The 24,881-nt window shown below is 36.8% G+C and carries 17 protein-coding genes; 9 read left to right on the top strand and 8 right to left on the bottom strand.

The window, feature by feature from the left end; translation table 11 throughout:
* Window positions 1-216 precede the first annotated feature (216 nt).
* Together metG and kduI are read left to right on the top strand one after the other, a co-directional pair.
* Window positions 217-2,250: a methionine--tRNA ligase gene (gene metG / locus GVN22_RS14785; protein WP_166551781.1), complete on the top strand. Its 2,034-nt coding sequence runs from the start codon at window positions 217-219 to the stop codon at window positions 2,248-2,250.
* A 513-nt stretch (window positions 2,251-2,763) separates the two neighbouring features.
* Window positions 2,764-3,594: a 5-dehydro-4-deoxy-D-glucuronate isomerase gene (gene kduI / locus GVN22_RS14780; protein WP_166551780.1), complete on the top strand. Its 831-nt coding sequence runs from the start codon at window positions 2,764-2,766 to the stop codon at window positions 3,592-3,594.
* Between the two features lie 1,263 nt (window positions 3,595-4,857).
* Here the strand turns inward: kduI and pth are convergent.
* On the bottom strand, window positions 4,858-5,418 hold the full coding sequence (pth, locus tag GVN22_RS14775; protein WP_166551779.1) for an aminoacyl-tRNA hydrolase: 561 nt from the start codon (window positions 5,416-5,418) through the stop codon (window positions 4,858-4,860).
* Between the two features lie 405 nt (window positions 5,419-5,823).
* On the opposite strand from pth, the gene GVN22_RS14770 reads away from it, so the two are divergent.
* Window positions 5,824-10,059: an OmpA family protein gene (locus GVN22_RS14770; protein WP_166551778.1), complete on the top strand. Its 4,236-nt coding sequence runs from the start codon at window positions 5,824-5,826 to the stop codon at window positions 10,057-10,059.
* 30 nt (window positions 10,060-10,089) lie between these two features.
* Here the strand turns inward: GVN22_RS14770 and GVN22_RS14765 are convergent, their stop codons facing one another.
* The gene (locus GVN22_RS14765; RefSeq protein ID WP_166551777.1) at window positions 10,090-10,785 is read right to left on the bottom strand and encodes an Abi family protein; all 696 of its coding nucleotides are present in this window, start codon (window positions 10,783-10,785) and stop codon (window positions 10,090-10,092) included.
* Window positions 10,786-11,236: 451 nt separating this feature from the next.
* Here GVN22_RS14765 and GVN22_RS14760 point away from each other — a divergent pair, with 451 nt between their 5' ends.
* Both GVN22_RS14760 and GVN22_RS14755 read left to right on the top strand, forming a co-directional pair.
* Window positions 11,237-11,992, top strand: a complete 756-nt coding sequence (locus GVN22_RS14760; RefSeq protein ID WP_166551776.1) for an NIPSNAP family protein — start codon at window positions 11,237-11,239, stop codon at window positions 11,990-11,992.
* 196 nt (window positions 11,993-12,188) lie between these two features.
* Complete coding sequence (locus GVN22_RS14755) at window positions 12,189-12,941, top strand: SDR family NAD(P)-dependent oxidoreductase (protein ID WP_166551775.1); 753 nt, start codon at window positions 12,189-12,191, stop codon at window positions 12,939-12,941.
* Window positions 12,942-13,425: 484 nt separating this feature from the next.
* Here GVN22_RS14755 and rlmB read toward each other — a convergent pair whose 3' ends face one another.
* The 3 genes from rlmB to GVN22_RS14740 form a co-directional block, all read right to left on the bottom strand.
* A complete protein-coding gene (gene rlmB / locus GVN22_RS14750) occupies window positions 13,426-14,223 on the bottom strand; it encodes a 23S rRNA (guanosine(2251)-2'-O)-methyltransferase RlmB (protein WP_166551774.1) in 798 nt (265 codons plus the stop codon).
* 207 nt (window positions 14,224-14,430) lie between these two features.
* A complete protein-coding gene (locus tag GVN22_RS14745) occupies window positions 14,431-15,339 on the bottom strand; it encodes a hypothetical protein (RefSeq protein WP_166551773.1) in 909 nt (302 codons plus the stop codon).
* A gap of 208 nt (window positions 15,340-15,547) precedes the next feature.
* Window positions 15,548-16,798 carry a GWxTD domain-containing protein gene (locus tag GVN22_RS14740; RefSeq protein ID WP_166551772.1) on the bottom strand — a complete coding sequence of 417 codons (1,251 nt, stop codon included), beginning with the start codon at window positions 16,796-16,798 and terminating at the stop codon, window positions 15,548-15,550.
* Window positions 16,799-17,043: 245 nt separating this feature from the next.
* Here GVN22_RS14740 and GVN22_RS14735 point away from each other — a divergent pair, with 245 nt between their 5' ends.
* Both GVN22_RS14735 and GVN22_RS14730 read left to right on the top strand, forming a co-directional pair.
* Window positions 17,044-17,862: a class I SAM-dependent methyltransferase gene (locus tag GVN22_RS14735; protein ID WP_205690908.1), complete on the top strand. Its 819-nt coding sequence runs from the start codon at window positions 17,044-17,046 to the stop codon at window positions 17,860-17,862.
* A 350-nt stretch (window positions 17,863-18,212) separates the two neighbouring features.
* On the top strand, window positions 18,213-18,860 hold the full coding sequence (locus tag GVN22_RS14730) for an O-methyltransferase (RefSeq protein WP_166551771.1): 648 nt from the start codon (window positions 18,213-18,215) through the stop codon (window positions 18,858-18,860).
* A 282-nt stretch (window positions 18,861-19,142) separates the two neighbouring features.
* Here the strand turns inward: GVN22_RS14730 and GVN22_RS14725 are convergent, their stop codons facing one another.
* Window positions 19,143-21,503 (bottom strand): LysM peptidoglycan-binding domain-containing protein, encoded by a 2,361-nt coding sequence (locus GVN22_RS14725; protein WP_166551770.1) that lies wholly within the window; start codon window positions 21,501-21,503, stop codon window positions 19,143-19,145.
* A gap of 475 nt (window positions 21,504-21,978) precedes the next feature.
* On the opposite strand from GVN22_RS14725, the gene GVN22_RS14720 reads away from it, so the two are divergent.
* Window positions 21,979-22,551, top strand: a complete 573-nt coding sequence (locus tag GVN22_RS14720; protein ID WP_166551769.1) for a DUF3109 family protein — start codon at window positions 21,979-21,981, stop codon at window positions 22,549-22,551.
* Window positions 22,551-22,883 (top strand): MGMT family protein, encoded by a 333-nt coding sequence (locus GVN22_RS14715; RefSeq protein WP_166551768.1) that lies wholly within the window; start codon window positions 22,551-22,553, stop codon window positions 22,881-22,883. Before GVN22_RS14720 ends, GVN22_RS14715 begins: the two co-directional genes overlap by 1 nt.
* A 50-nt stretch (window positions 22,884-22,933) precedes the next feature.
* Here the strand turns inward: GVN22_RS14715 and GVN22_RS14710 are convergent, their stop codons facing one another.
* Window positions 22,934-23,524, bottom strand: a complete 591-nt coding sequence (locus tag GVN22_RS14710; RefSeq protein WP_166551767.1) for a hypothetical protein — start codon at window positions 23,522-23,524, stop codon at window positions 22,934-22,936.
* Window positions 23,525-24,042: 518 nt separating this feature from the next.
* A complete protein-coding gene (gene mtgA, locus GVN22_RS14705; RefSeq protein WP_205690907.1) occupies window positions 24,043-24,840 on the bottom strand; it encodes a monofunctional biosynthetic peptidoglycan transglycosylase in 798 nt (265 codons plus the stop codon).
* Window positions 24,841-24,881 lie beyond the last annotated feature (41 nt).

Raw genomic sequence — 24,881 nt, 5'->3', positions numbered from 1 at the left:
GTACATAACATATTAGGCAGTCGGCTTTCAGCTATCGGCATTCAGTAATATTAATCTGTGGTTATCTAAAAACTATTTGCCTAATGCCTATTGCCAGACCACTTAAATCTTATTTTGCCTAACGCCTACGGCATATAGCGTGTAAATTATTCGTAATTTTGCCCGAAATTTTGAATCAAAAACTTAAGAAGAGAAAACGACTCTTCCGTTTATATAATGACAAAGCAATTTAAAAGAACGACCGTAACAGCTGCCTTGATTTATGCCAATGGTCCTATCCATATTGGGCATATTGCAGGCTGTTATTTGCCAGCAGATATTTATGTTAGATTCCTACGTTCAATCGGTCACGATGTAAAATTCGTTTCTGGAACCGACGAGCATGGTGTACCTATTACGATCAAAGCGAAGAAGGAGGGTATTACACCACAAGAGGTTGTAGATAAGTATTATAAAATCATCAAAGATTCTTTCGAGGAATTTGGGATTTCTTTTGATATCTATTCTCGTACTTCAAATAAAGTGCATCATGAGACTTCTCAAGAAATGTTCAAAAATTTGTACGACAAAGGTCAATTTGTTGAAGAAGTTACAGAACAGTATTTTGATGAAAAAGCTCAAACCTTTTTGGCTGACCGTTATATCATAGGTACTTGTCCAAAATGTGGTAACGAAAATGCCTACGGCGATCAGTGCGAAAAATGTGGTTCAACACTATCTCCAACTGAGTTGATTAATCCTCGCTCAGCATTGAGTGGTGAAAAACCTGTGATGAAACCGACTAAAAACTGGTATTTGCCATTAGACAAAATGCAACCAGCTTTGGAGGAATATATCGCTAGTCATCCAGAATGGAAAACCAATGTATTGGGTCAAGTAAAATCTTGGTTGAACGACGGTCTGCGTCCTCGCGCTATGACCCGTGACTTGGATTGGGGTGTAAAAGTACCGCTTCCTGATACAGATGGTAAAGTGCTATATGTATGGTTTGATGCGCCGATTGGTTATATCTCCATGACCAAAGAATTGACCGACGAATGGCAAAAATATTGGCAAGACCCTGAAACTCGCTTGGTAAACTTTATTGGTAAAGACAATATCGTTTTCCACTGCTTGATTTTTCCTGCCATGTGTATGGCTGATGGTCGCTTTATTTTGGCTGATAACGTACCTGCCAATGAGTTTATGAACCTAGAAGGAGATAAAATCTCTACGTCACGTAACTGGGCGGTATGGTTGCATGAGTACCTTCGTGAGTTTGAAGGCAAGCAAGACGTATTGCGATATGCCTTGGCGGCTTCTGCTCCTGAAACAAAAGATTCAGACTTTACTTGGGGAGATTTCCAAACACGTAACAACTCTGAATTGGTAGGTATTCTTGGAAACTTTGTTAACCGTGCCTTTGTGTTGACGCAAAAGAATTTTGATTCAAAAATCCCTGCACGTGGCGAGTTGACTGATTTTGACCGTCAGACATTAGATACCTTGGCTGAGTTGCCTAATAAAATTGGGGATGCTATTGCAAACTACAAATTCCGTGAGGCTTTGGCTTTAGTGATGGATGTGGCACGTTTGGGTAACAAATACTTAGCAGATACCGAGCCTTGGAAGGTAATCAAAACTGACGTTGAACGCACAGGTACAATTTTGAATATCGGTTTGCAAATTGCTGCAACTTTATCAATCGTTTCTGAGCCGTTTATGCCTTTTACGGCGGCTAAATTAAGCACTGGCTTAGGTTTATCTGGATTGAACTGGTCAGATGCAGGAAATGCGGATTTATTAACAGCAGGAAGTCCAATTGAGTCAATTGGTTTGTTGTTCGATAAAATTGAGGACACAACTGTTCAAGCACAAATTCAAAAATTACAAGACGCTAAAAAAATGAATGAATTAGCAGGAAAAGAAGTTTCGGCTATCAAAGATACAATTCAGTACGATGACTTTGCGAAAATGGATTTGCGTATCGGTACAATCGAAGCCGCAGAGAAAGTAGCAAAATCGAAGAAACTATTGAAGTTGACAGTGAACGATGGGCTTAAGCAACGCACCATTTTGAGTGGTATTGCAGAGCATTTCTCTCCAGAGGATGTGATTGGAAAGCAAGTAACTTTCTTGGCTAACCTAGCACCTCGCCCAATGATGGGAATGGTATCTGAAGGGATGATTTTGATGGCGGAAGACAAAGATGGTTCTTTGGCTTTCTTATATCCTTCAAAAGACGTTTGGAGTGGAGCTTCTATCAACTAGAAGATTCTTACCAATAGCTAATCATACAAAAGGGTTATCTCTCTACAGAGGTAACCCTTTTGTATGAAAAATAGTGATTATTGTCAGTTGTTATGGGACGATAAATGGTACTTATTTAAGATTGTAACCAAACTATGATATCCATTTAGAAAAGAACATTGCTTGCCTAATAACTGAATCGATAGGTGAATAGAATAGGGGTGGAGTATGCTAAAAATAGGATGCAGGTTTGACTTGATAACGTTTACGGTAACGATTGCACAAAAAAACTCTTTCAGATACTAAGAGAAAGTTTGAAAACCTTTTAGATTCGTTTCACAATCAGTCCTAATATACCTTATATTGAATGAATACTCTTCAATAAACTGATTTCTTAAAATTGTACTTTTTAAATAAAATGATTGTACGGAGTTTTTCTTTCGAAATAATCTTTTAGCCTTTCTAAGTAGATTTAGAAGGCAAGATTCTTTTTGAGGAAGGATTCTCTTAGTCTATTAAAACCAAATAAGTAATATGCAAATTCTTCATGCCATCAGCCCAAATGAGGCAAAGGGCTTCGATACGCAAGCGTTAAGAAACAATTTTTTAGTAGAGAAAAACTTCGTTGCTGATACTATTCAGCTCGTTTATACGCACTACGACCGTGTGATTATTGGGGGAGCAATGCCTGTAGAACAAGCATTGGAATTACCAACGTATGATAACCTAAAATCGACTTACTTTTTTGAAAGAAGAGAAGCTGGTATCATCAACGTAGGTGGTGATGGTTCAATCGAAGTGGACGGTCAGGTATTTGCATTGTCAAAATTGGATTGCTTATACATTGGTAAAGGCTCTCAGAAGGTAACCTTCAAAAGTGCAGATGCTACTGCTCCTGCTAATTTCTTTATTTTGTCGGCTCCAGCACACCAAGCATATCCTACAAGTAAACTATCGAAAGAGGAGGCTTCTCCAGTAGCTTTAGGTAGCTTAGAAACTTCAAACGAGCGCACGATTTATAAGTATATCCACAAAGATGGTTTACAGAGCTGTCAGGTCGTAATGGGGCTTACTGTATTGAACAAAGGTAGCGTTTGGAATACAATGCCGTCGCACGTGCATGATCGTCGTATGGAAGCGTATTTGTACTTTGATGTTCCACAAGAGCACCGTGTTTTCCATTTTATGGGACAGCCACAAGAAACACGTCACATGCTAGTAGCCAACCATCAAGCAATTGTATCGCCACCTTGGTCTATTCACTCAGGAGCGGGTACTACTAATTACTCATTTATTTGGGGTATGGCTGGCGAAAATCTTGACTTTACCGATATGGATTTTGCTGCGATTTCAGACTTACGATAATTGCAAGAAAAGTCTTTCAAAATCTGCTACGAAAGTGGCAGATTTTTTTTTGCTTTTACGGAAAGTTCTTGATATTCAAAAGATTGGAATATGAATTATTGAGCCGTCAAATTCATGACTTAGCATAATTTGCATATATGTCTGCAAATTGTGAAGTATGTAGAATGTATAATAAAAATAAGGACAGGAGAAGCTCCCGCCCTTATCTGTTTAACCTCTAAACCTATTTAACTATGAAAATTGATACAAATATATACCTAACGATTGGAATTTACTAAGAATTGTACAAATTTTTTTTATTGTGTCGATTTGATACAAAGAGCATATTTTTGATGAGTTTTGAAAAATTAATGTATATACATGTTTTTTGGGTATGAAGTCATAATTTTTGCGAATAAATGGAGTAAAACTAAAGGGAATAAAAACAAAAAAAGGACGAAGCCAATAGCCATGTCCTTTCAAATCTTACCTCTAAACCTATTTAACTATGAAAAATAACTGCACCTTTTTACAAAATCAAAAACTCTTTATCGCAACCATCTGCCCATTCGCTACTACCTAATCGACTTTGAGTGTAAATGTTTTTAAAAAGTGGCGCCTTCATTGAAGACGCCCTTTCCCGTCTTACCTCTAAACCTATTTAACTATGAAAAAAACGGTGGCTTTTCGCCAAAATCTTTGAATAGCTTTTGGAGGAGAATTAAAAAGTGGCGTCTCCATTGAAAACGCCCTTTCTCGTCTTACCTCTAAACCTATTTAACTATGAAAAAAATATTTTTGAGTCTATAATCGACTTACGAATTTCTTACTTTTAACAGTTACAAAAACCTTTCCAAAATGGGTTTTGTAAGGCACAACAAAAATTTTTATTTTCAGTATTTTTACTTATAAAATAAACGAAAAATGACGCTGTTTGGTTCTATTTTTCTAGTAATAATTTACATACTGATTTTTTGACGCCTGTAACTTTTTTATGTCACCTTTCGCATTTTTAATAATTTGTTTAATCGTTGATTTGTACAAATTATTTTGCTGTTGTTCTATGATGCAAATTTCTGCAAAGTTTTTTAATTCTCCAAATGTTTTTTTCAATTTACGAAGCTAACTATGTCATAACTATTTCAAAATCAGTGAATAGTTGGGTATAAGATGTAATTGTCGGTAAGCATACCAAAATAATATTTTGTTAATTGTGCAAATTACTATTGGAATATTCTGATTGTATCTTTTTGAGAAAATAGAAAAATTCTTTAAAAAGTACAATTACTGATTGTATTTGTTCATCGTTTGATTTACGCCTTGAGTACAAAATGAAAGTACTATTTCACTTGCTCTATCAAGATGCTCGGGTAAAAAGCTTGTTTCTTCATCCGTAAAATTACCTAATACATAATCAGCTTGTCGACCCTTCGAAAAATCACTCCCAACACCGATACGCAAACGGCTGTATTGTTGTGTACCTAATAGCTCTTCAATGTTTCTCAAACCATTGTGCCCACCGTGTGAGCCTTTGGTTTTTAAACGCATTTTTCCATAAGGCAAAGCAATGTCATCTGTAATAACTAGAAGATTCTCAGGTTCTATTTTTAGGTCTTTTAGCCAATAGTTTACCGCTTTTCCACTTAGGTTCATATAAGTAGTGGGCTTCAATAGGTGAATTTGTTTACCTTTATGTCTGAATTCGGTATGGTAGGCAAGGCGGCTCATATCGTATTTTACTTCATGGGTATTGGCTAATTTGTCGATGACCATAAAGCCAATATTATGACGAGTGAATAAGTATTCTGGGCCGATATTTCCTAAGCCAACAATTAAATATTTCATTTTAATAATACTGTTGTATGTTTCTTATCTCTGCTAAATCCAATTTTTACGGGTAAATGCCTCAGGGTAAATCAGGATACGAAACTGTGTTATTTATAGATTAAATGCAATTTTTATGAGATGATTTTTAAAGGAACGTACCAAATAAAAATAAATCAGTCAAAAAATGATACTTGTGTGCCTAATTCTGCAAAAAAAATTGGTGAACCCCGTATCTTTTGGATTCAAAACCTTAATGTGCTCGCTTTTTTATCCATAATGAGTGAAAACTTTTCAAATTCTTGCAAATCATGAATCATCAGATTATGCGTTATGAAAGAAAGCTACTCAATACTTCATCTAAGAGTGTAAAGCAAGGTACGCAATTGGCAAAATTAACTAATTTTGCAAAGTAATTAATTGCCCATGAAAAACGTAACACGAAATATTAAGTTTATACTTTTGGGAATAATTGGCTCTTTGGGTTCACAGCATATCGTGGCGCAAGGAAAAAAAGCCCTAAACCCACCTGTTAACACAGCCAAATTTATAGAAACCGCTCCGACAGTTAGTGCAGATGGTCGTACCATGATTTTCGAGTCAAATCGACAGGGAGATTGGAAGTTGTTTGAAACCAAAAGGAAAGGAAATGTTTGGTCTGTTCCTACGTCAATACCCAAAATCAGTGCTACTTTTTACGAAAATCAACCACTCGGAGCTCCATGTTTGAGCTACGATGGAAATATTTTGTATTTCTCGGCAGAAAGCAAAGAATCTTCTGGTCACGAAGATATTTTTGTTTCCGTAAAAGAATCTACAGGATGGTCGTCACCATCTCGTTTGCCTAATACCATCAACACCACCGATTACGAAGGATATCCATCTTTGTCACCCGATGGACAAAAGCTGTATTTTGCTCGTGCCAAATACAATGAAAAAAACACGCAAGATGCTCAATCTTGTTACAGAATCATGGTGTCTGAAAAAGCGCCTGATGGCTCTTGGAAAACGCCTGTAGAGCTACCAAGTCCTATCAATTTGCTTTGCGAAAAAGCCCCTCGAATTATGCCTGATGGGAAAACCTTAGTTTTTGCCTCAGTAAGAAAAGAAGGAAAGGGTAATTTTGATCTGTATTATTCTACTCTTCAAGCGAATAATTCATGGTCGCCAGCAAAACCTTTAAATGAAATAAACACTCCACAGGCAGATTTGTTTGCGGCAATACCTGCTTGTGGACAAGAGTTATTCTTTGTAGAAAATAACGATATATATACCACTTCGGTTTCCTTATTTGCTAATCAGACCATTATTGGGACTATTACTGATTCGCTTACCAATAAGCCTGTGGCAACTAGAATCAATATTTTTGATAAAAATAAAGGCAATACTCTGATAGCTTCATTCTTGTCAAATGCCGAAGGAAATTATACCGCTATTGTTCCAGCTAAAGGAAACTATTCTTTTGAAATTAGAGAAGCAGGATATTATGAGAAAAGATTAGGACTGGATCTTACCAATCAATCAAGCTGTGAAGCAAGTGTAGAGCCTATCAAGTTGGTGATGCTCGCTAATCAGACAACGGCAAAGGTCGAGCCTGTTCCAGCCAAAATTCCTGCCAATGTGCCTCAACTTAAATTAGTTTTCCAAGTAGTTGACTCACAAACTCGTTTTCTAGTGCCAGCACAAGTTGAGATTTTAGAAAAGGGGAGTGGAAAAGCTATTGCTACCCAACAACAAGGTGCAACAGGACAAATTGCAAGCGCAGTTGCTTTGGGGCAGGAATACGAATTAGTGGTGAATGCCAAAGGATATAACTCCATAAGGCAGCCCCTCAAATATGATAATCAAAAAGATGCAAAGCCACTCACGCAAATCGCTTTAGAAGCTACTAATGCCAATTTTACGATAAAGGCATTGGATGCTAGCACCAATCAGCCTGCACCAAACTGGAAAGTGATTTTGACAGAAAACGGAACTGGGACTATAGCACAATTTGCGCCACAAACAGGCATGAATTCTGTAAAACTCCATCTTCCAGAAAATCGCCAAGTCAAAGTGTCTATTCAATCTGATTATTTTGAAGATAATGACCTCAATTTCACTGGACAATCAACGAATGATTTGACGGTTAAGTTGATTCCACGTAAGGTTACGCTCATACGATTGAAGGCGATAGATGATGTAACACAAGGGCTTTTGTATGCTTCATTCAAAGTAAAAACGAAGAAAAAGGGCGAGGTTTTAGAAGGTAAAACGAATAAAGATACGGAGTTTTTTGAGGTTAAACTTTTGAAAGAGGACGTATTAGAAATTACGGCAGAGGCAGATGGTTACTTGCCTTTTGAAAAAACACTTGAATTTTCAGATTTTAAATTAGGTGAAAAGAAAGTAGAGCTGATAGCCATGCAAAATGACCGTTATCCTATGACGGTGAAAATTGTAGACGGAGATACCAAGCAAATCATCAAAACTTCGAAAGTGAAAATTGCTGATATGCTCACTGGCGAAGTAAATCCTACTATTCAGGGTTCTGCTGGTGAATTTAAAGCCATGATGAAACGTAAAGGATCTTTTGAGGTAGTAGCAAGTGCCGATGGCTATCGTCCTTTATCTCAAAAAATAGAGGACATTCCCGTAGGAGCAACTCTTACTTTTACCTTGTACAGAAACAAATCTGTTCCTGTAAGCTTTACTGTTTTGGATGCTAAAACCAATAAGCCTGTTGAGGCCAATTTAACGGTCAAACTTGAGAAATCTAATCGAGTGGAGACTTTCCAAGGTAAATCTGAAGTAGAGATACGCATATCAGAAAAAGAAGTATTTACGGTCGAAACTTCAGCGCCAACATTCAAGCATAAGCAAAGTACCTTCAATATGGCGGATTTGCTTGAAAATAAGAAGTATAATTATATTATCCGTCTCGAAAAAGAATATGTACAAGTTGCTGTCAAAGTAATTGACAATGCAACAGGTTCCAAAATTGATGTACAGAAATATGCACTATATGATTTGTCCGATAAAAATGCCAAGCCTGAGGTAATCATTGCAAACGATGGTTCGCCTAGTATTTCGATTTTGCCAGAAAACAAATACCGAATAGAGTTGGTATCGAGCGGATTTGAGCGTTTTTCACAAGAAATCAATAATTTTTCAGGTACGGAGTTAGTTTGCCGAATGACACGAGTGGCATCGGATATGACCGTGACTTTGGCTGCTAAAGATTCGATTTCACAAAAACCATTAGAAGCTATATTTAAAGTAACCAAAGCAGATGGAAGTGTTGTTAGTCAGGGTTTGACCATATCTGGTAAAATGGAGTTTAAGTTTGTCATTCCTGCTTTTGGCTCATATTATGTTGAGACCGTAGTAAAAGGATATTCTGTTAAAAAAGAGAAAATTACGATTGCAGATCTTTCTGCGAGTAGAAGCTTTAATGTCTATTTCTCAAGAGACTTTTCAGTGCTAACCGCTCGTCCAGTTCATGCCGAAACGCGTGATTTATTGAAAGATGCCTTGGTGATAATGACAGATATTCAGACCAACAAAATGGTATCTGCCATGGTAACATTACCAAACGGAGAGGTAAGTGCTAATCTAACGCCTGGACATACTTATAAAATGAAGGTGAAAGCAGCAGGTTTTGAGGAATACGAAACGCAAATACAGGCTACTAGCGATGATCAGCGCAAGGATTTGGAATTACAACCCTTCAAAAAGTATTTTATTCAGTTGTATGCTATTGATGCAGTCAAAAAATCAAGAGTGTCCGCAAGCATAAAAATTAGCGCGCCAGGAGGAGGTACGATTGCCGAAGGAAGTACCGATATTCGTAATGAATATGTATTAGCTTCATTGATGGATAAAGTAAATTATACTATTGAAGTAAAAGCAGAGGGTTACAAGTTATACGACGGACGCTTCACACTCGACGAGAGTATGAAGAAAGATAAGGGTAAAACTGCTATCTGGCTCGAAAAAGAAACCATATTGTCTTTTACTGTTATGGATGCCAAGTATAAAAATGTTGTGAGTAATGTTACAGCACATTTGACCGACTTAAAGTCTTCGCAAGAGTTGGCTTTAAATCTGAAAAATGATACTTATAGTGCGGAGTTGAGTCCTGTAGCTTCATATCAGTTAGATATTCAGGCAGAGGGATATATGCCTTATTCTGCTAAGATAGAGCCATCATCGGCTGACAAAAAGAAAGAAATATTGCTGACTCGTACCAAAGAGAATACGCAAGCACCACCAGTAGTGGCTAAAGTAGAAGCGCCTGCTGCTAAAAATGCTCCAGATGTAGTACAGAAGATTGAAAAAGGAAAGTCTTTTGTACTAAATAACGTGTATTTTGAACAAGGAAGTTTTATTCTTCAAAAAGAGTCCTATCCAGAATTAGACAAGGTAGTGACCATGTTGAAACAAAACCCGCAAACCAAAATCGAAATTGCAGGACATACCGACAACGTTGGTGATCCAAGGTTAAATAAAGCCTTGTCCGAAAACCGCGCTAGAGTCATTTTAAATTATTTTGTGAGTAAAGGTATAGACGATAAACGCTTGACATTTAAAGGATATGGAGGGGCTCAACCAGTAGCGCCAAACGATAACGAAGATAGTAAGAAAAGAAACCGAAGAGTTGAGATTGTAGGGATTCAGTAGGGGAGACATACTTCCTTATCAATGGTATTTTCAACGGATCTTTTGTATCTTTTCCCAATCTTTTTTGGGAGATTCGAGACCTGATAATATTTGCTTAGAGGGGTAACCGAGCCATTCTAATAACTCCAAAATATCCTGAAAGTGTCTTTGTGAATATAGGATAGAGGGTTTGTTGTTAACATCAAAGCAAATGGGTTCATGATGAGCAATTCTGTTACGTAAATTATTAATATCGGTAAGTTTTTGGTAAATATTTTTTTGATTTATCCCTTTGGGGCGATTAGGAAATATTTGTAATAACGTGTTCCCAAATACCTTAAATTGAATACCAGAAAACATAAATCGCCAAAATCCAAAACTTAAACCTGCAACAAGCTTATCATGAGAGTAGTGCTTTCTTAATGAGATTATGGTTGAGTTAACTTTTTCAGCTTGTTCAAAACGTCCCGCATGATTTCTTAATGAAGGGTCATTGAATAAGCCTGATGGTTGACTACTATGCTTAAGCCAATCCGGTTGGTTTAATTGCTGTTGATAATGCTTGTCAATGGCATTTCGTAATGCAATTTCAAGCATTGAAATTGTTCCAAAAAGCGACTGAGATAGCCTTAAATTATATTTATACAATCTAACTGCCTGAGATTTATTGCCTTGTGTGGCTGTTAGAAAACGCCCTAAACGTGGTGTTGAAAGTAACTTTTCGTGAAGTTGATACTGCGTAGACAATTCGTTGCTATTGTTTTTGTGGATAAAAGTACTTATTTTTACAACGTATTCCCCGAAACCGCTGGCTTGCCATGTGTCGGGGTTTTTGTTTTTATTTGGGATAGCTTATTCCCCAAGATTAGATTTTATCTTGTGAAAATACTCAGTCATTCATCAGTCAACAGATGAATTGAAATGTGAAAACGAATTTCGCTAAAATGGGAAGGGTCGATTTGAATAGATAGATCTGGAGCTAATCTAAAAATAGCTTTGAAGTGAGATATATTCATTGTCTTATTTATATGTAGGTGCCACTATTTATTTACTCAACAAATGTAAAAATATTTTTCTAAAATAGATTATTCTCTAGTCATAAACCCTCATTTTAAGGAAAAAGGAAAGGATTCAAAAAGAGTTCTTTCCTTTTTTTATATATTCAAAATCTATTACATTTTTCAACAAATCTATCACCATGAAAGCTCCTCGACTGATAATTGTTTTTTTATTTTTTCTGAAAATAACCACACTTCAGGCGCAAGCCCCACAAGAGCGCTTGTACGAATTACGAACCTATTATGCCACCGAGGGGAAATTAGACGTTTTGCTAGATCGTTTTAAAAATCATACGTTAAAACTTTTCAAGAAGCATCATATAATAGTTGAAGGCTTTTGGATACCCCTTGATAATATAGATAGTAAACTCGTTTATTTGTTGTCATTCCCTAATAAATCTGCAAAAGAAGCTTATTCCAAAGCTTTTGTAGAGGATAAAGCGTGGAAAAAAGTTGTGTCAGAAACCACCAAAGACGGAGAAATCGTCGCTAAAATGGAGAGTGTGGATTTAAAAATGACTGACTTTTCACCCTATGACTGGAAAAATGTGGGTAATCGTGTATTCGAACTACGAGTTTATAAAGCTACGCCCAATAATCTTGGCAATTTGCTCGACCGCTTTAAAAATCATACTATTGATTTACTCGAAAAACATGGTATCCATAATTTGATTTATTGGACACCTACTGAGACCAGCCAAGGAGCGGAGGATATGTTATACTATTTTGTGGTACATAAAGACAAAGCTTCTGGTTTGGCATCTTTTAAGGAATTTGATGCTGATCCAGCATGGAAAAAGGTCAAAGCCGAAACAGAGGCCAAAGCAGGAGGGTTGCTTACCGTCTATTTGAAATCAGAATATCTAATGCCAACCGATTTTTCACCGATTAAATAAGACAAACCAAGAAGGCAAATCAAGATAGCTTGATACGACTAAAACGAGGTGTCTTTATCTATTTTTGGGTGTAATCATTTCCCTTTTTTACCTAACTTGAGAAACAATTCATATATAGCTATGAGTTGTATTAAAAAGCTTAATCAAAATACACAAAAGATAAGGGGCGATTTTCATCAACACCCTCGCAACGATTATGTCAAAATTAGCGATTATTACAGGAGCTACCTCGGGAATTGGTAGAGCAACAGCAGTGGCATTTGCCAATTTGGGAATAGATTTAGTAATCTGTGGACGCCGTATCGAACGTCTCAACGAGTTGAAAGAAGAATTATCATCTAAAGTAAAAGTTCATACCCTAACTTTTGATGTACGTGACCGTGAGGCCGTAGAAACGGCATTGAATAGTCTTCCAGAAGAATTAAAACAAGTGGATATTTTACTCAACAATGCAGGAAATGCTCACGGACTTGGAACTATTCAAGATGGTGATGTAGCCGACTGGGATGCGATGATTGATGGTAATGTAAAAGGTTTGCTCTATGTTTCGAAGGTTGTAATGCCTTGGATGATAGCACGTCAGACAGGGCATATTGTCAATATCAGCTCAATAGCAGGTAAGCAAACGTATCCGAATGGCAATGTATATTGTGCTTCGAAAGCTGCAGTAGAAGCTATTTCAGAAGGAATGCGCTTGGATTTGAACCCACATAATATCAAAGTAACCAATATTGCTCCAGGGGCAGTCGAAACCGAGTTTTCAATGGTGAGATTCAAAGGAGATGCTCAAAAATCTGATGCAGTATACCAAGGATTCCAGCCTTTGGTAGCAGAAGACATTGCAGATATTATTGCTTTTACGGTGACGCGCCCAGCACACGTTGTCTTGGCAGATATTTTGGTATATCCTACGGCACAGGCTTCTCCAGCAGTCATAAAAAGACAGTAACGCCTTACAAACAAGAAAGCCCAATACCATTGGTATTGAGCTTTTCATATTCCGAACTTATTTATGGTAACTAATTATTTCTAAATCCAAACGTGTTCAATTCTAAAACGAATTGCGCACTAAAATGTTATTATCTGAATAACAGTGTATGCAAAAAACTGCGTGAAAATCGATTTTTAACCAATGAGAGGCAATTTGTCAAATTAGTAGCAGATAATTAGGAAATGGACTTTTACTAAAAACGAACAAACTCAACTTTGCATTCTGATTTCTAATCAAAATTATAAATACTTCCTTGAATATGTGGAATATAACTCCGATTATTGAGTGAACGGCACATTAGGAATAAAATCAAAAAAAGAGGGTAATAGCTAAAAGAAGAGGAATAAGACAGATATATTCTGGTCCGAAAGATTTGTTGATAGGGAGAAAATGTTTGCAGAAACTAACCATGTTATGCTAGTTTCTGCAAACTATAGATATACTACAAACTAAGGCGCTGACGTACTGCTTCGTACAATACCACACCATTAGCCACAGAAACATTAAGCGAGCCTACACGACCAGCCATTGGAATACTGGCCAATTCATCAGCTGCTTTTAATAATTCATCCGAAATACCATCCTCTTCAGAACCCATAATGATTGCTGTAGGAATAGTCATGTCTACTTCATATAGATTTTTAGAAACTTTTTCGGTGCAACCTACCACTTGAATCCCTGATTCTTGAAGATATTTTACTGTTTGAGCTAAACTTTCTTCACGACAAACAGGCAAAAAGTTTAAGGCACCTGAAGATGTTTTCATGGCATCAGCATTGATTTGTGCTGCTCCTTTTGTAGGAAGCACGATAGCATGAACACCGGTACACTCGGCAGTACGAGCAATCGCACCAAAGTTGCGAACATCGGTTACTCTATCCAAAATTAGAAGAAGTGGTGTTTCTCCTTTTTCGTAGATACCCGCTACTACGTTATCCAACTTAGCGTAATTGATTGCAGAAACAAAAGCAATAACACCTTGGTGGTTTTTACGAGTAACACGGTCTAATTTTTCAGTAGGAACTTTTTGAACAGGAATACCACGAAGACGAGCGAACTCCAATACTTCGATAGATCCTAATTCTCTTTGTACTAAAATCTTGTCGATTTCTTTCCCTGAGCGCAGTGTCTCCAATACCGATTGAACCCCAAAAACAATATCTTTATTGTCGGGTCTCGGTGCATGATTAAAATATTTGAAAGGTTTTTTAGGCCCTTCAGATTTTTGTTCGAATGACATTTTTTTTGAATATAAATATAGCACTTGGCTATGTTTGGTATTAACAATCAGATAGATATCCTTATAAGTCTTTTCTTTTTGTTAATGAAAAATTTTAACAAAGTTCGTAAAGTTTTTGGCAGTAACCAACAACTACCGCATTCTTATGCGATGCTTTGAATGGTATTTTACTAAAATCTTTACAACTTATCTGTTTGCGAGAAAAGATTATGGTTTTTTTTTAGCAGTAGGTTTATTGAGAAGAAGATGCAAACTAAATCTGGGCGAACCATTGATTTGAATGTTATTACGAACGTTATCTGTATCAATAGCTAAGTTAAGCCCAAATTCTAAGGCATATCTTTCTCTACTAATTTTTAGTGATGAACCTAGCATCGTTAATATAGCATCGCCTCCTTCAAACACCATGACCCCTTCGTTCATTAGTGTCAATTGATGATTTAATCGTTTGGAGTATCCCAAGGTTGCTGCTAAAACCCCTTTACTATTTTCCTGATCATTTTTGAAAAATGCGGTAGAGATATTGACAAATGATTTGCTTGTACCAATACTCAGCGCAGGAGCCCAGTAGGCGCCGCTACTACTAAACATACCTATTTTCCCAGCAGATACAGAAGCATGAAAAAGCCTTGTATCTAAGAAGATAAGCTTGGCTTTATACATATAAAAGAGCCTAGGATAAAAAGGAAATATAGCTCCAGACATCGAAAATTTTTTAATCGGAAACAAAGATATTTCTGTAATTCCCGAATGAATATGTAGTTGTGCTCCTTCTTGACCACCTTCAAATCCTGTTGGACTTAGAATGAGCCTATCCAAAAATCGGTCTTCGAAGTAGTACTTTACTGGTGGGTTTGTAGGGTCGAGAGGTACGATCTTGTCGATACTTGTGTTGTAAATTTTTTTCTTGCGTCCATCAGGTGTTTCAAATCGAACAAATTCTGGAGTTTGTTCTAGAATCTTTCCAATATAGAAAATTTTACTTTTTAAGTAAATCACAGATTCTAGTTGCACATGGGAGGTATCTGTTGGAGTAGGTGCTTGTGCTTTGGTAATTGTGATAGAAATAGATAAAAATAGGAAAAGAAAAATTGTACGTAGATGTGGTGAGTTCATTATGGTAGATTTAGGTATATGGTCGATTCCTAAAGGTATAGTATAATGCAGTATTTTAAAAGAAATTCTTCATTATTCACCTAAAATTAGCAAATGTAAATAAGGCATTTTTATTGAAAATTTATTTTCAATAAAAAACGCTGTAGATTTATGGTTTCATCTACAGCGTTTTGATTTAATTTCTTTAACAAGAGTATGAAAATAAAGCTTATCTAACTCCTACATCTCCATTACGCCATTGGTCTACCGTTGGATACCAAATAGATTGATATTCAGCATATCGCTGTAGTTCATAATGGTCTTCGGTAAATTGGTTCGCTCTTCTGTTAAAGGTAAAATTTACCTCCGAGTATTGACTATTGCGAGTATATGTCCAGATTTCTTTATCCTTAGTTCGTACTATTTTTGAAGGGTCTCCCATGATAATCCACACCATTCCTTTGTCGGTTTTCCAACCTTCTTTGTAGGTACTAAACATTTTGTTGGCTTGTTCTACTCGTTGATAAAATGCCTTGATGGTGCGTTTAGCATTATTTTGATTGCCTTGAGTTACGTTCAGCCAATAGTTATCAAGTGCTTTTTTAGGCTCTCTTGAACCGTAAAGATCAGCTGTTTCGGTAGAGGTGCTCATATAGATAAGCGGACGAGCTAGCTTTTCTGGACGAGTTAGTTTTGGAAAACGTTTATCCACTACCATCAATCCGATACCGAACGCCTCAGAGGTATCTTTAGTCATGTAATACAAAGATTCTGTATCAAATCTGATGATTTTATTCGACTGAAGCGTGTAAACAGAGTCGGTATATAAGCTTTTTTGAGGTACACGTTGCCCTGTAGCCATTGGTGAAAGGGCTGGGTCAAACTCGTATTTATAGCGCATTGTTTTGAATACTGTTGTTTTGCTATCTAAACTTTTTAAGATAACAGAATCACCAGCAGTTACAAAACTTTGTAAGAGAGGTACTGTTCCAGTTTTATCAAAAAACATATAGTAGTCTCCCACTTTGCCAGACTGGAATCTTACAAAACAGTCATTAATTGTTTTATTATTGCTACGGTTGTCTCTGATTTCGGTTAAAACAACGCCTGTGTACAAATCTTTTGGCTTAGGTACGTCAAATGATGCAATGTACCAGCCTTTGTCTTCAAGCAATGTATTTACCGAAAAATTGACATTGCCACTTACCAAAGCTTGTTTGGTGCTGTTGTACTCAGCAAATAGCTGATAATTTACTACCACTTCACGACTTACCTCTGCAAGAGTAGAGGGGCGGTCGAGATAGAAAGTTACATATACTCTGATGTTATTACCATTGTCCAAAAACTTACTTTTGGTAAGAATTCGTTGTAAGGGAACTCTATTCTCTTGGTTATTGGCAGTTTGTTTTACAGATGGATTGGTAGCAGTACATCCACTCAACAAAACTAATGCGGCGAATAGGTAAAATAATTGTTTCATAGTAATTCTAAATGAGTAAGCTCGTTTCATCAACCTACAATTTGTAGGGAATGTTCAAATGATTCAGTGTAAAAAAGCTTAAGAGGTAAATTCTTTAAAGCATTTTTTGAAAGATATATGCTTAGAACTTTACCAAACCGAAACTTATTTCGGATAAATAACGAACCAATTTAAGGAGTATTTTTCTGATGTCAAGCAAAAGCGGTAATTTTGAAAAAAAATACAAAGACTCCAAGTGCCAAAGCGTGGAAACACACACTTTATTGACAAATTGGATTTTACTCAAGAATACAATGTATAAAACTACCGAAATCGCTTCCTCTGAAATTGTATCAGACAATCCTGTTCATCAGCGTTTGTTATTCCCTTATATCGAAGCCGCAAAAATGGTCTCTGGCGACTTGTTAGAAATCGGTTGTGGAACTGGCCGCGGAGTGGCTGTATTGGCTCCTTCGGTAACAAATTATACGGGTGTCGACAAAAATGAGCCTTTGATGACTAAGTTAACAGCTGAGTATCCAAGCTTCAAATTCATCGATATGTTTTTGCCACCGCTCAAAGGTATCGCCGATAATACGTTTGATTATATTGTGACTTTTCAAGTAATCGAGCATATCGAAGACGATTTGGCGTTTATCAAAGAGGCACATCGTGTATTAAAACCAGGCGGGAAGTTGATTTTGACTACGGTAAACCGTAAATATTCATTGAGTCGCAATCCTTGGCACGTGAGAGAATACCTTGCAGATGAATTGAAAAATTTAATCTTGAAAGTATTCCCTACCATCCAAACGAAAGGTATTCATGGTAATCCTAAAGTAATGGCTTACTATGAAGAAAATAAACGCTCAGTTGAGAAAATTACAAGATTCGATATTTTCAACTTACAATACCGCTTGCCAAGATGGATGTTGCAAATACCTTATGATATTGCCAACCGTATGAGCCGTGATATTATTCAGAAAAGTGATGGCAAGTTAGTGTCAGATATTACTTGGCAGGATTATTTTATTAATGACGATGCAGAAAATTGTTTCGACTTTTTCTATATCGCCACAAAGTAGTTAATAATGTAGAATTGTGAGTTATGAATTAGGAGACTGTACGAAGGATTTCCAACAATTTCAGATTTGGGATTTCTGATTTCGGAAATAAAGTAAAATACCTTTATTTTTTTACAAAATTTAGAAGATTATACTTTCGAAATAAACATTTTTCATAATCCTTTGTACACTACTAGTTATGAATTTCTGATTTCGAAAATAGGGGAGTATTCCATAATTTTCCTGAAATATGAGGCAAAAATTAGGCAATATTTCCAATATAAAGGACTAATTCATCATTCACAATTCTCAACTCATAATTGAGCACTAGGGCTTAGGTACTTTCATCAAGAAGTTAAATTGAGTTTAAAATGGATTTTCTTCCACAAAATATTAATGACTATTCAGAACAGCATACCACGCCTGAGAGTGATTTGTTGAAAAAACTGAATAGAGATACACACGTCAAAATCTTACAACCTCGTATGCTCTCAGGGCATTTACAAGGACGTTATTTGGCGGAGGTAAGTTATATGATGCGCCCACGTCGTATCCTTGAAATTGGGACTTATACGGGGTATTCTGCACTTTGTTTGGCGGAGGGTTTGGCAGATGATGGCAAAATTATTACCATCGACGTAAATGAAGAGTTAGAAACATTTACGCGTAGTTTTTTTGACGAATCTCCTTATGCTGATAAAATTGATTATCGTATTGGTGATGCAGGAGAAATTATTCCAACCCTCGACGAAGTTTTTGACTTGGTATTTATTGATGCTGATAAAATGAACTATACCAAATACTATAATTTAGTTTTTGATAAAGTTCGTAAAGGTGGCTATATTCTTTCTGACAATGTTTTGTGGAGCGGCAAAGTTGCCAATGTAGAAGAAGGCAAGAAGATTGATAAGGATACCAAAAACTTATTAGATTTCAACAAAATGTGTCACGATGATCCTAGAACAGAAAATATCTTATTGCCATTGAGAGATGGTATTATGATTTCTAGAAAATTGTAAGAGGCATATTTGAATATTGAGTGAGTTGTGATGGAGCGATTTAGTGATTATGCTAAGCTAAATCTTAGTAGTAGATACGCAGTACTTTGTATCGAGGGATATATCACAATGAAATTTAGCGTAAAAAAGCGGTCGAAAATTATTTTTCGACCGCTTTTTTACGCTATTATGTTAGATATAACTTGGCTTAAGACGCAATCATTGCGTCTCTACTGCTAGAATATAAATATTAAAATAATCACTCATTCACTCAATCTCAAATCACTAAATATTAATATCTGCTTACTTAACTTTTAGTTTTTGTCCAGCAGAAATCGATGGACTTGATAAACCGTTCATTTTTAAGAATTGAGATACCGTTAGTCCATACATTTGTGAAATACGGAACGCCGTTTCTCCTGCTTTTACCGTATGATATTTCGTCTCAGTAGGAGTATATTCTATTGGAGTACGAGCATGAGGTTTTTCAGGAAGAGCAACAGAACTGTAAGTGCTTGTTCCTGGACCTTCGATTGGCAAATGAGCAAATTCTCCTGGAATCGAAATTTCTTGTCCTACTTCAACATTACTGGATGGCAAACTATTCCAGTTGCGAAGATCTGCGGCATTCACATTATAAAACTGAGCAATACGGAAAAGCGTTTCTCCTTTTTGAACTGTATGTACAAGCTTAAAAATGGGCTTATTGGTTGACCTTTCAAACGTTGATGTTCCAGTATTGTCAGGGTTTTTTACTGGTGCCTCATTTTTTTCAGGGGTATTATAAATAGGTTCATCAATAGCTGATGGCTTCGGCTTTTTGTTATCGTTAGGAATAACGTTGTCTTTATTACCAATTAAAGCATCTGAAGCCCCATTTTTATAAACTTTCAAATCCTGACCAACGCGCAATGTTACGCTTGCATCTACGCCATTGAGTTGATATAAGTCTGCTACAGACATATTATACAAACGGGCAATGCTGTAATAAGTTTGTTTTGCCTCAACGCGGTGTGAGCCAATATTCAAGTTTTTCTTTGAATCACTTGCATCGCTTGGCGGTGTTGGATTCGTAGGTTTTGGATTCGGTGTTGGGTACACAGGATCCAAAGGATCAGGGTCTTTTTTTGTAGTACTAGGTGGCGTTACAGGAACATCAGGTTGTTTGGTTGAGGTGCCTGGATTTACAAGAATTGGAGGTGGCATTTTGTCTACACCACTGCTAGTATTGTTATCTTGTTTTGGTGCTTCTTTAGGAGGTGTAGGTACAGGATTTTTATTGGTATCTTTAGGAGGCTGAGGTTGCTCTGAATCTTTGACAATCTGAATATCATCCTTCTCCGAACGGGTGTCGATAAGATAAAGAAGTCTTCCTTTTTGTAACCTTTGAACTGTTGTAATACGGTTTTTCTCCTTTAAGTCATCTAAATTGATACCGTACATTTGAGATACTTGCCAAAGAGATTCATTCCCACGAACTGTGTGGAATGCTACTTGTGCTTTGCGGTCTTTTTTACGCAAATAATATACCTGATTAGGAATGATACGCTCGTTATCTTCCAAATCATTATATTTCAAAAATTTCTTTAAACTAACATCTCCACGTTCAGCTATTTTTTCGGGTGTGTCTCCTTCCAATGCTAAAATCCCTTTTTTCCCATTTATTTCGTAATAAATAGGCTCATTGGGGTTAGTATTGGCAGGCGAGAGTCTTTTGAGCACAGGGAAGCCAATATCTGGTGTAGTGTCTGGACCATTTGAAATGCTGCCACTATTATTATTATAGTTGTTCGACGAATTATTATTATTATCAGTAGCATCGACAATATTCATGAGCTCTTGATACTTCATCGGATCTACAATCAAATAGACTGTATAATCTTTGTCGTCGGGAACAGACTTTGAGGTAAGCCAAGAGTTAGAAAGTTCTAATTCTTGAGTACTTACTTTCAGAAAGGTAGCAATTTCGTAAAGACTTTTACCCTTTGTTTTACTATACTCAAACAGTACTGGATTACTAATAGGAGGATTTTGTTTGGCTTTGTTGTATTCTTGGTCAAGGACAAGCTTATAGGCCAAGAAACGAATAATATACCAGTCCGTTTCGCCAGTAACGGTAATTTCAGACTTGTTTGCCCATTCCATCTCTTTGGCTTTTCTAAAACTGGTATAGCCCAAGCGGTACGACAAAATACTGGCAACCCAGTTGCCCAACAAATCTTTATGTTTCTTAAAATAGCTACAAGCTGCCTTAGTCGATGCCATAAGATGCTTGCGTTCGTCTACTACAGCGTCTACTCGGAGATTAAAATTTTTGGCAGTTTCTTTTTTGAATTGCCAATAGCCGATTGCATCCGAAGTCGAACGTGCATCTGGGCTCAAGAAACTTTCTTGCACACATAGGTATTTTATTTCATCAGGAATTCTTTCCTCTTGTAAAATGCGCTCAACCGAAGGCAAATAGGTTAGCATTCGGCTCACCATTCTATTCAGATAGTTTGAATTGATGGTGAGAGGGCTAATTTCATTTTGGATTTTGGTGCGCGCCTCATCCGTAATCTTTACATTAACAGAGCCAATGACCATACTTGACGGAACATCTTGAGCCATTAATAGGCTTGGGAAGAAAGCAACAAGTAATGTTAGGTAGCGATATAATTTCATGAACTTTTTTAAGAAAAGTAAGATATATTTTGTGCAATAATTTTTAATTCAACTACGGTACTTTAGTGCAAATGTCAGGGCCAAGCGATTTCTACAGAGTTTTGTTTCTTAGACTTTCAAACGTTTTGATGTATTTACAAATACTTAATAATTCAATTCAGAGGCTAAAAAATTAGGAAAACCTCCAGTATTAAAAGAAAATGATAACGAATCAAGTAATGATAGGTCTATATACTCAATTTATGTAGAAGTAAGCTATTAGCTGATAGAATGAGCCATTCTGATACAAGCTAAATCAAAGCAAATTGCACAGGTGCAAAAGAGAAAGAGATTCTTCACATCTTGACAAGCAAACTCAATTAGAGTGCCAAATTGTAAAAGTATCTAAAAATTACTTTAATTTCGCTAGATTTTTATTCAGTGGCGCATTTTATTTGGTGCTTTTTCCCAAATTTAACGAATATACTATAGGATTATGATTTTAATTGAGAATACGGTCATTAGTGATGATATAGCCGAAAAATTTTTTGTATGTGATCTCCTCAAATGTAGAGGGGCATGTTGTGTAGAAGGTGACCTAGGCGCACCGCTGGAAGATGATGAATTGCCAATTATGGACGAAATTTTGGATGCAGTAAAACCTTACTTGTCACCAGAAGGATTAGCCGTTATTGAAAAAGAAGGTACTTATGTAAAAGATTGGGAAGGCGATTTTTCAACGCCAGTAATCGAAGGTCGTGAGTGTGCTTTTGCTTTATATGATGATAAAGGTATTTTGAAATGTGGTATTGAACAGGCATATTTCGATGGTAAAATTTCGTGGAGAAAGCCTATTTCTTGTCATTTGTACCCTATCCGTATTTCAAAATATGACCAATATGATGCCTTAAATTACGATCGTTGGCATATTTGTTCGGATGCCTGTTCACATGGTGAACAATTGGGTGTGGAGCTTTATAAGTTTTTGAAAGAACCTCTTATCCGTAAATATGGCGAAGCTTGGTACCAAGAATTGCTGGAAGAAATCAAAGACCGTCAGGAGGAGTAATGGCTACCGACAAATCAAGCATATTCGAGGATGTGTATGCCGTTGTGCGTCTTATTCCTCAGGGGAGAGTGACTAGCTATGGTGCTATTGCTCAGTTTTTAGGAAAAAAGAGTGGCGCCAGATTAGTGGGTTGGGCTATGAATGCTTGTCATACCGACCCTTCTATCCCTGCGCATCGTGTAGTAAATAGTACTGGTATGCTCACAGGAAAAGAATTTTTTGGTGGTAATCTTATGCAAGAACTATTAGAAGCAGAAGGTCTTGTAATCAAAAATGATAAGATTGTCGATTTTAAAAAACACTTGTGGATTCCCTCAGAGGAGTTGTTGTAGTGCCAATAAAGCACAAAAAAAAGGCTAACCATTGGGTTAGCCTTTTTTGATTAGCCCCTAGGGCTCATTTGATAAGTAATGCTAATGTTTTGTGTATTTTCATCAACAATGCCGGCGAAAAAACCTGCGAATACTGCGGCGGTCGGAATATCAATCTCATCGAGTTTTTGAATATCCCAATTTACTTTGCGAGCGTTTACACTCAAATGGAGTACCAAAGTCTTAGCGTCGGTTTTCAAAATATCCCAAAACACTTCCTTTTTGTCTTCCAACACCATTTTTAATTTAGTGTTGTTGTCCACGAGCTTCCACTTTCCTTCGTGTTTGTCACCACCTTCGTCTGTGTGAATCACAGTGCCATCGGGCGATAACTTGAAGCATTCTTTCGAATAATCACGCAAATTTGCTACTTCTCCTCTTTGGTAAAGCATATCCTTTTTGGCATCTGCTTGGTAATTTACCTTGTTGATTGTCCAAGTCTTAGACAATTGATGGGTTAGTTCATCTCCCTCTAATAATTCAGTGATGATAGATGGACTGTCCTGAGAAGAAAGGTCGTGTTGTTTCTGTTTGACTTTACAAGCAGATACAAGCATGCTAATCATAGCGAAAAACATGCAGAGTAATAGCGTCTTTCTCATACAATATATGGTTGTTTAAGTAGAGCAAAAAGCCTCTTTCGGCCTGATGCGAGACTACTGCACCTTCCCGTATTCAAGTAGTAGTCATTCTTGAATATTCATTGTGCTCAAAAAGTAAGATAGCACAAAAAACAGTCATTCGTAACCAAGCTGTGCGGAGTCCTGGGGAATGAAAGCGAATACCTTAATCGTGATTAGGTTTTGGATTATTTTGTGAAAATGTTCGTATCCGAATAAGCTGGATAATTGATGTGTAATTAAGTAAGAAACTGTTTTACAGTTGTTTAAATTTGACGTGTGAAATTTGGATTCAAAGAACGTTTTTGGACATTTTCACAAGAGTGTATGCAAAGGTAATACATTTTTTACCACTTTTCCAAACCGTTTAATAAAGTCCGTTACTCCTCTAGGTAGTTCAGGAATAACTTTTTAGATAAGCTGAAAAATAGAAAAACGGGTAAAAATGTTTCACAAAAACACCTTTTACCCGTTTTTACTTTTAGAATATTTTGTCTTCTCTAAAGATTTGAGATATATTGTTTGCCCCCCAATCCTCGCATTTGTCTTACGATAAAATTGGTTCTGCGCTGTACATAACCCGAAGGTTTTTTGATAGAAAAGCGATTGGGACTAGGTAATACGGCCGCTATACGTGCTGCTTCTGCTCGTGTGAGCGACTTGGCCGAATGCCCATAATATTTGAGTGAGGCTGCTTCTACACCAAATGTCATTTTGCCTGTTTCGGCAACATTTAGGTACACTTCAAGGATACGCTCTTTTCCCCAAATCAATTCTATTAACAAGGTAAAATATGCTTCCAACGCTTTGCGTACATAGCTTCTGCCTTGCCACAAAAATACGTTTTTGGCTACTTGTTGCGAAATAGTACTAGCTCCTTTGATTTTTTTACCTTTGAAATTATGACGAAATGCACCCCACATGGCATCAAAGTCGAATCCATGATGTTCTGGGAAAAGCTGGTCTTCAGATGCTACTACGGCTAGGGCTACTTCTTTCGAAATATTTTCGTAAGGTTCCCAATCTGAATAGATTTCCGAATCGCGTCCATCTGCAATGGCTTCTATTTTGCGATCGAGCATGGTAGGGGTAAACCAAACAGGTACAAATTTAAAAATCAGCACCAATGCCAACGAGATACCCAAAAAATAAAGGATGGCTTTGAAGAAAAGACGTTGTAGGTATTGCGCAAATGTATGTTCTTCTCTAAATGTTTTATAACGTTGCCACCAACTAGGTTTGGGCGTGGTTTCTTCCATTGGTTCTTGCTCAGTGATTTTGAATGTATTTTTTCCCATAAAGCAATCTGTATATCAAATGAGGAGTTGATTTGTACGAG

It is taken from the genome of Cellulophaga sp. BC115SP (assembly GCF_009905545.1).
Taxonomy (GTDB): Bacteria; Bacteroidota; Bacteroidia; order Cytophagales; family Spirosomataceae; genus Flectobacillus; species Flectobacillus rivi.
Note: the sequence above shows the minus strand (reverse complement) of the source record. Positions and strands in the feature narration are given on the sequence as shown.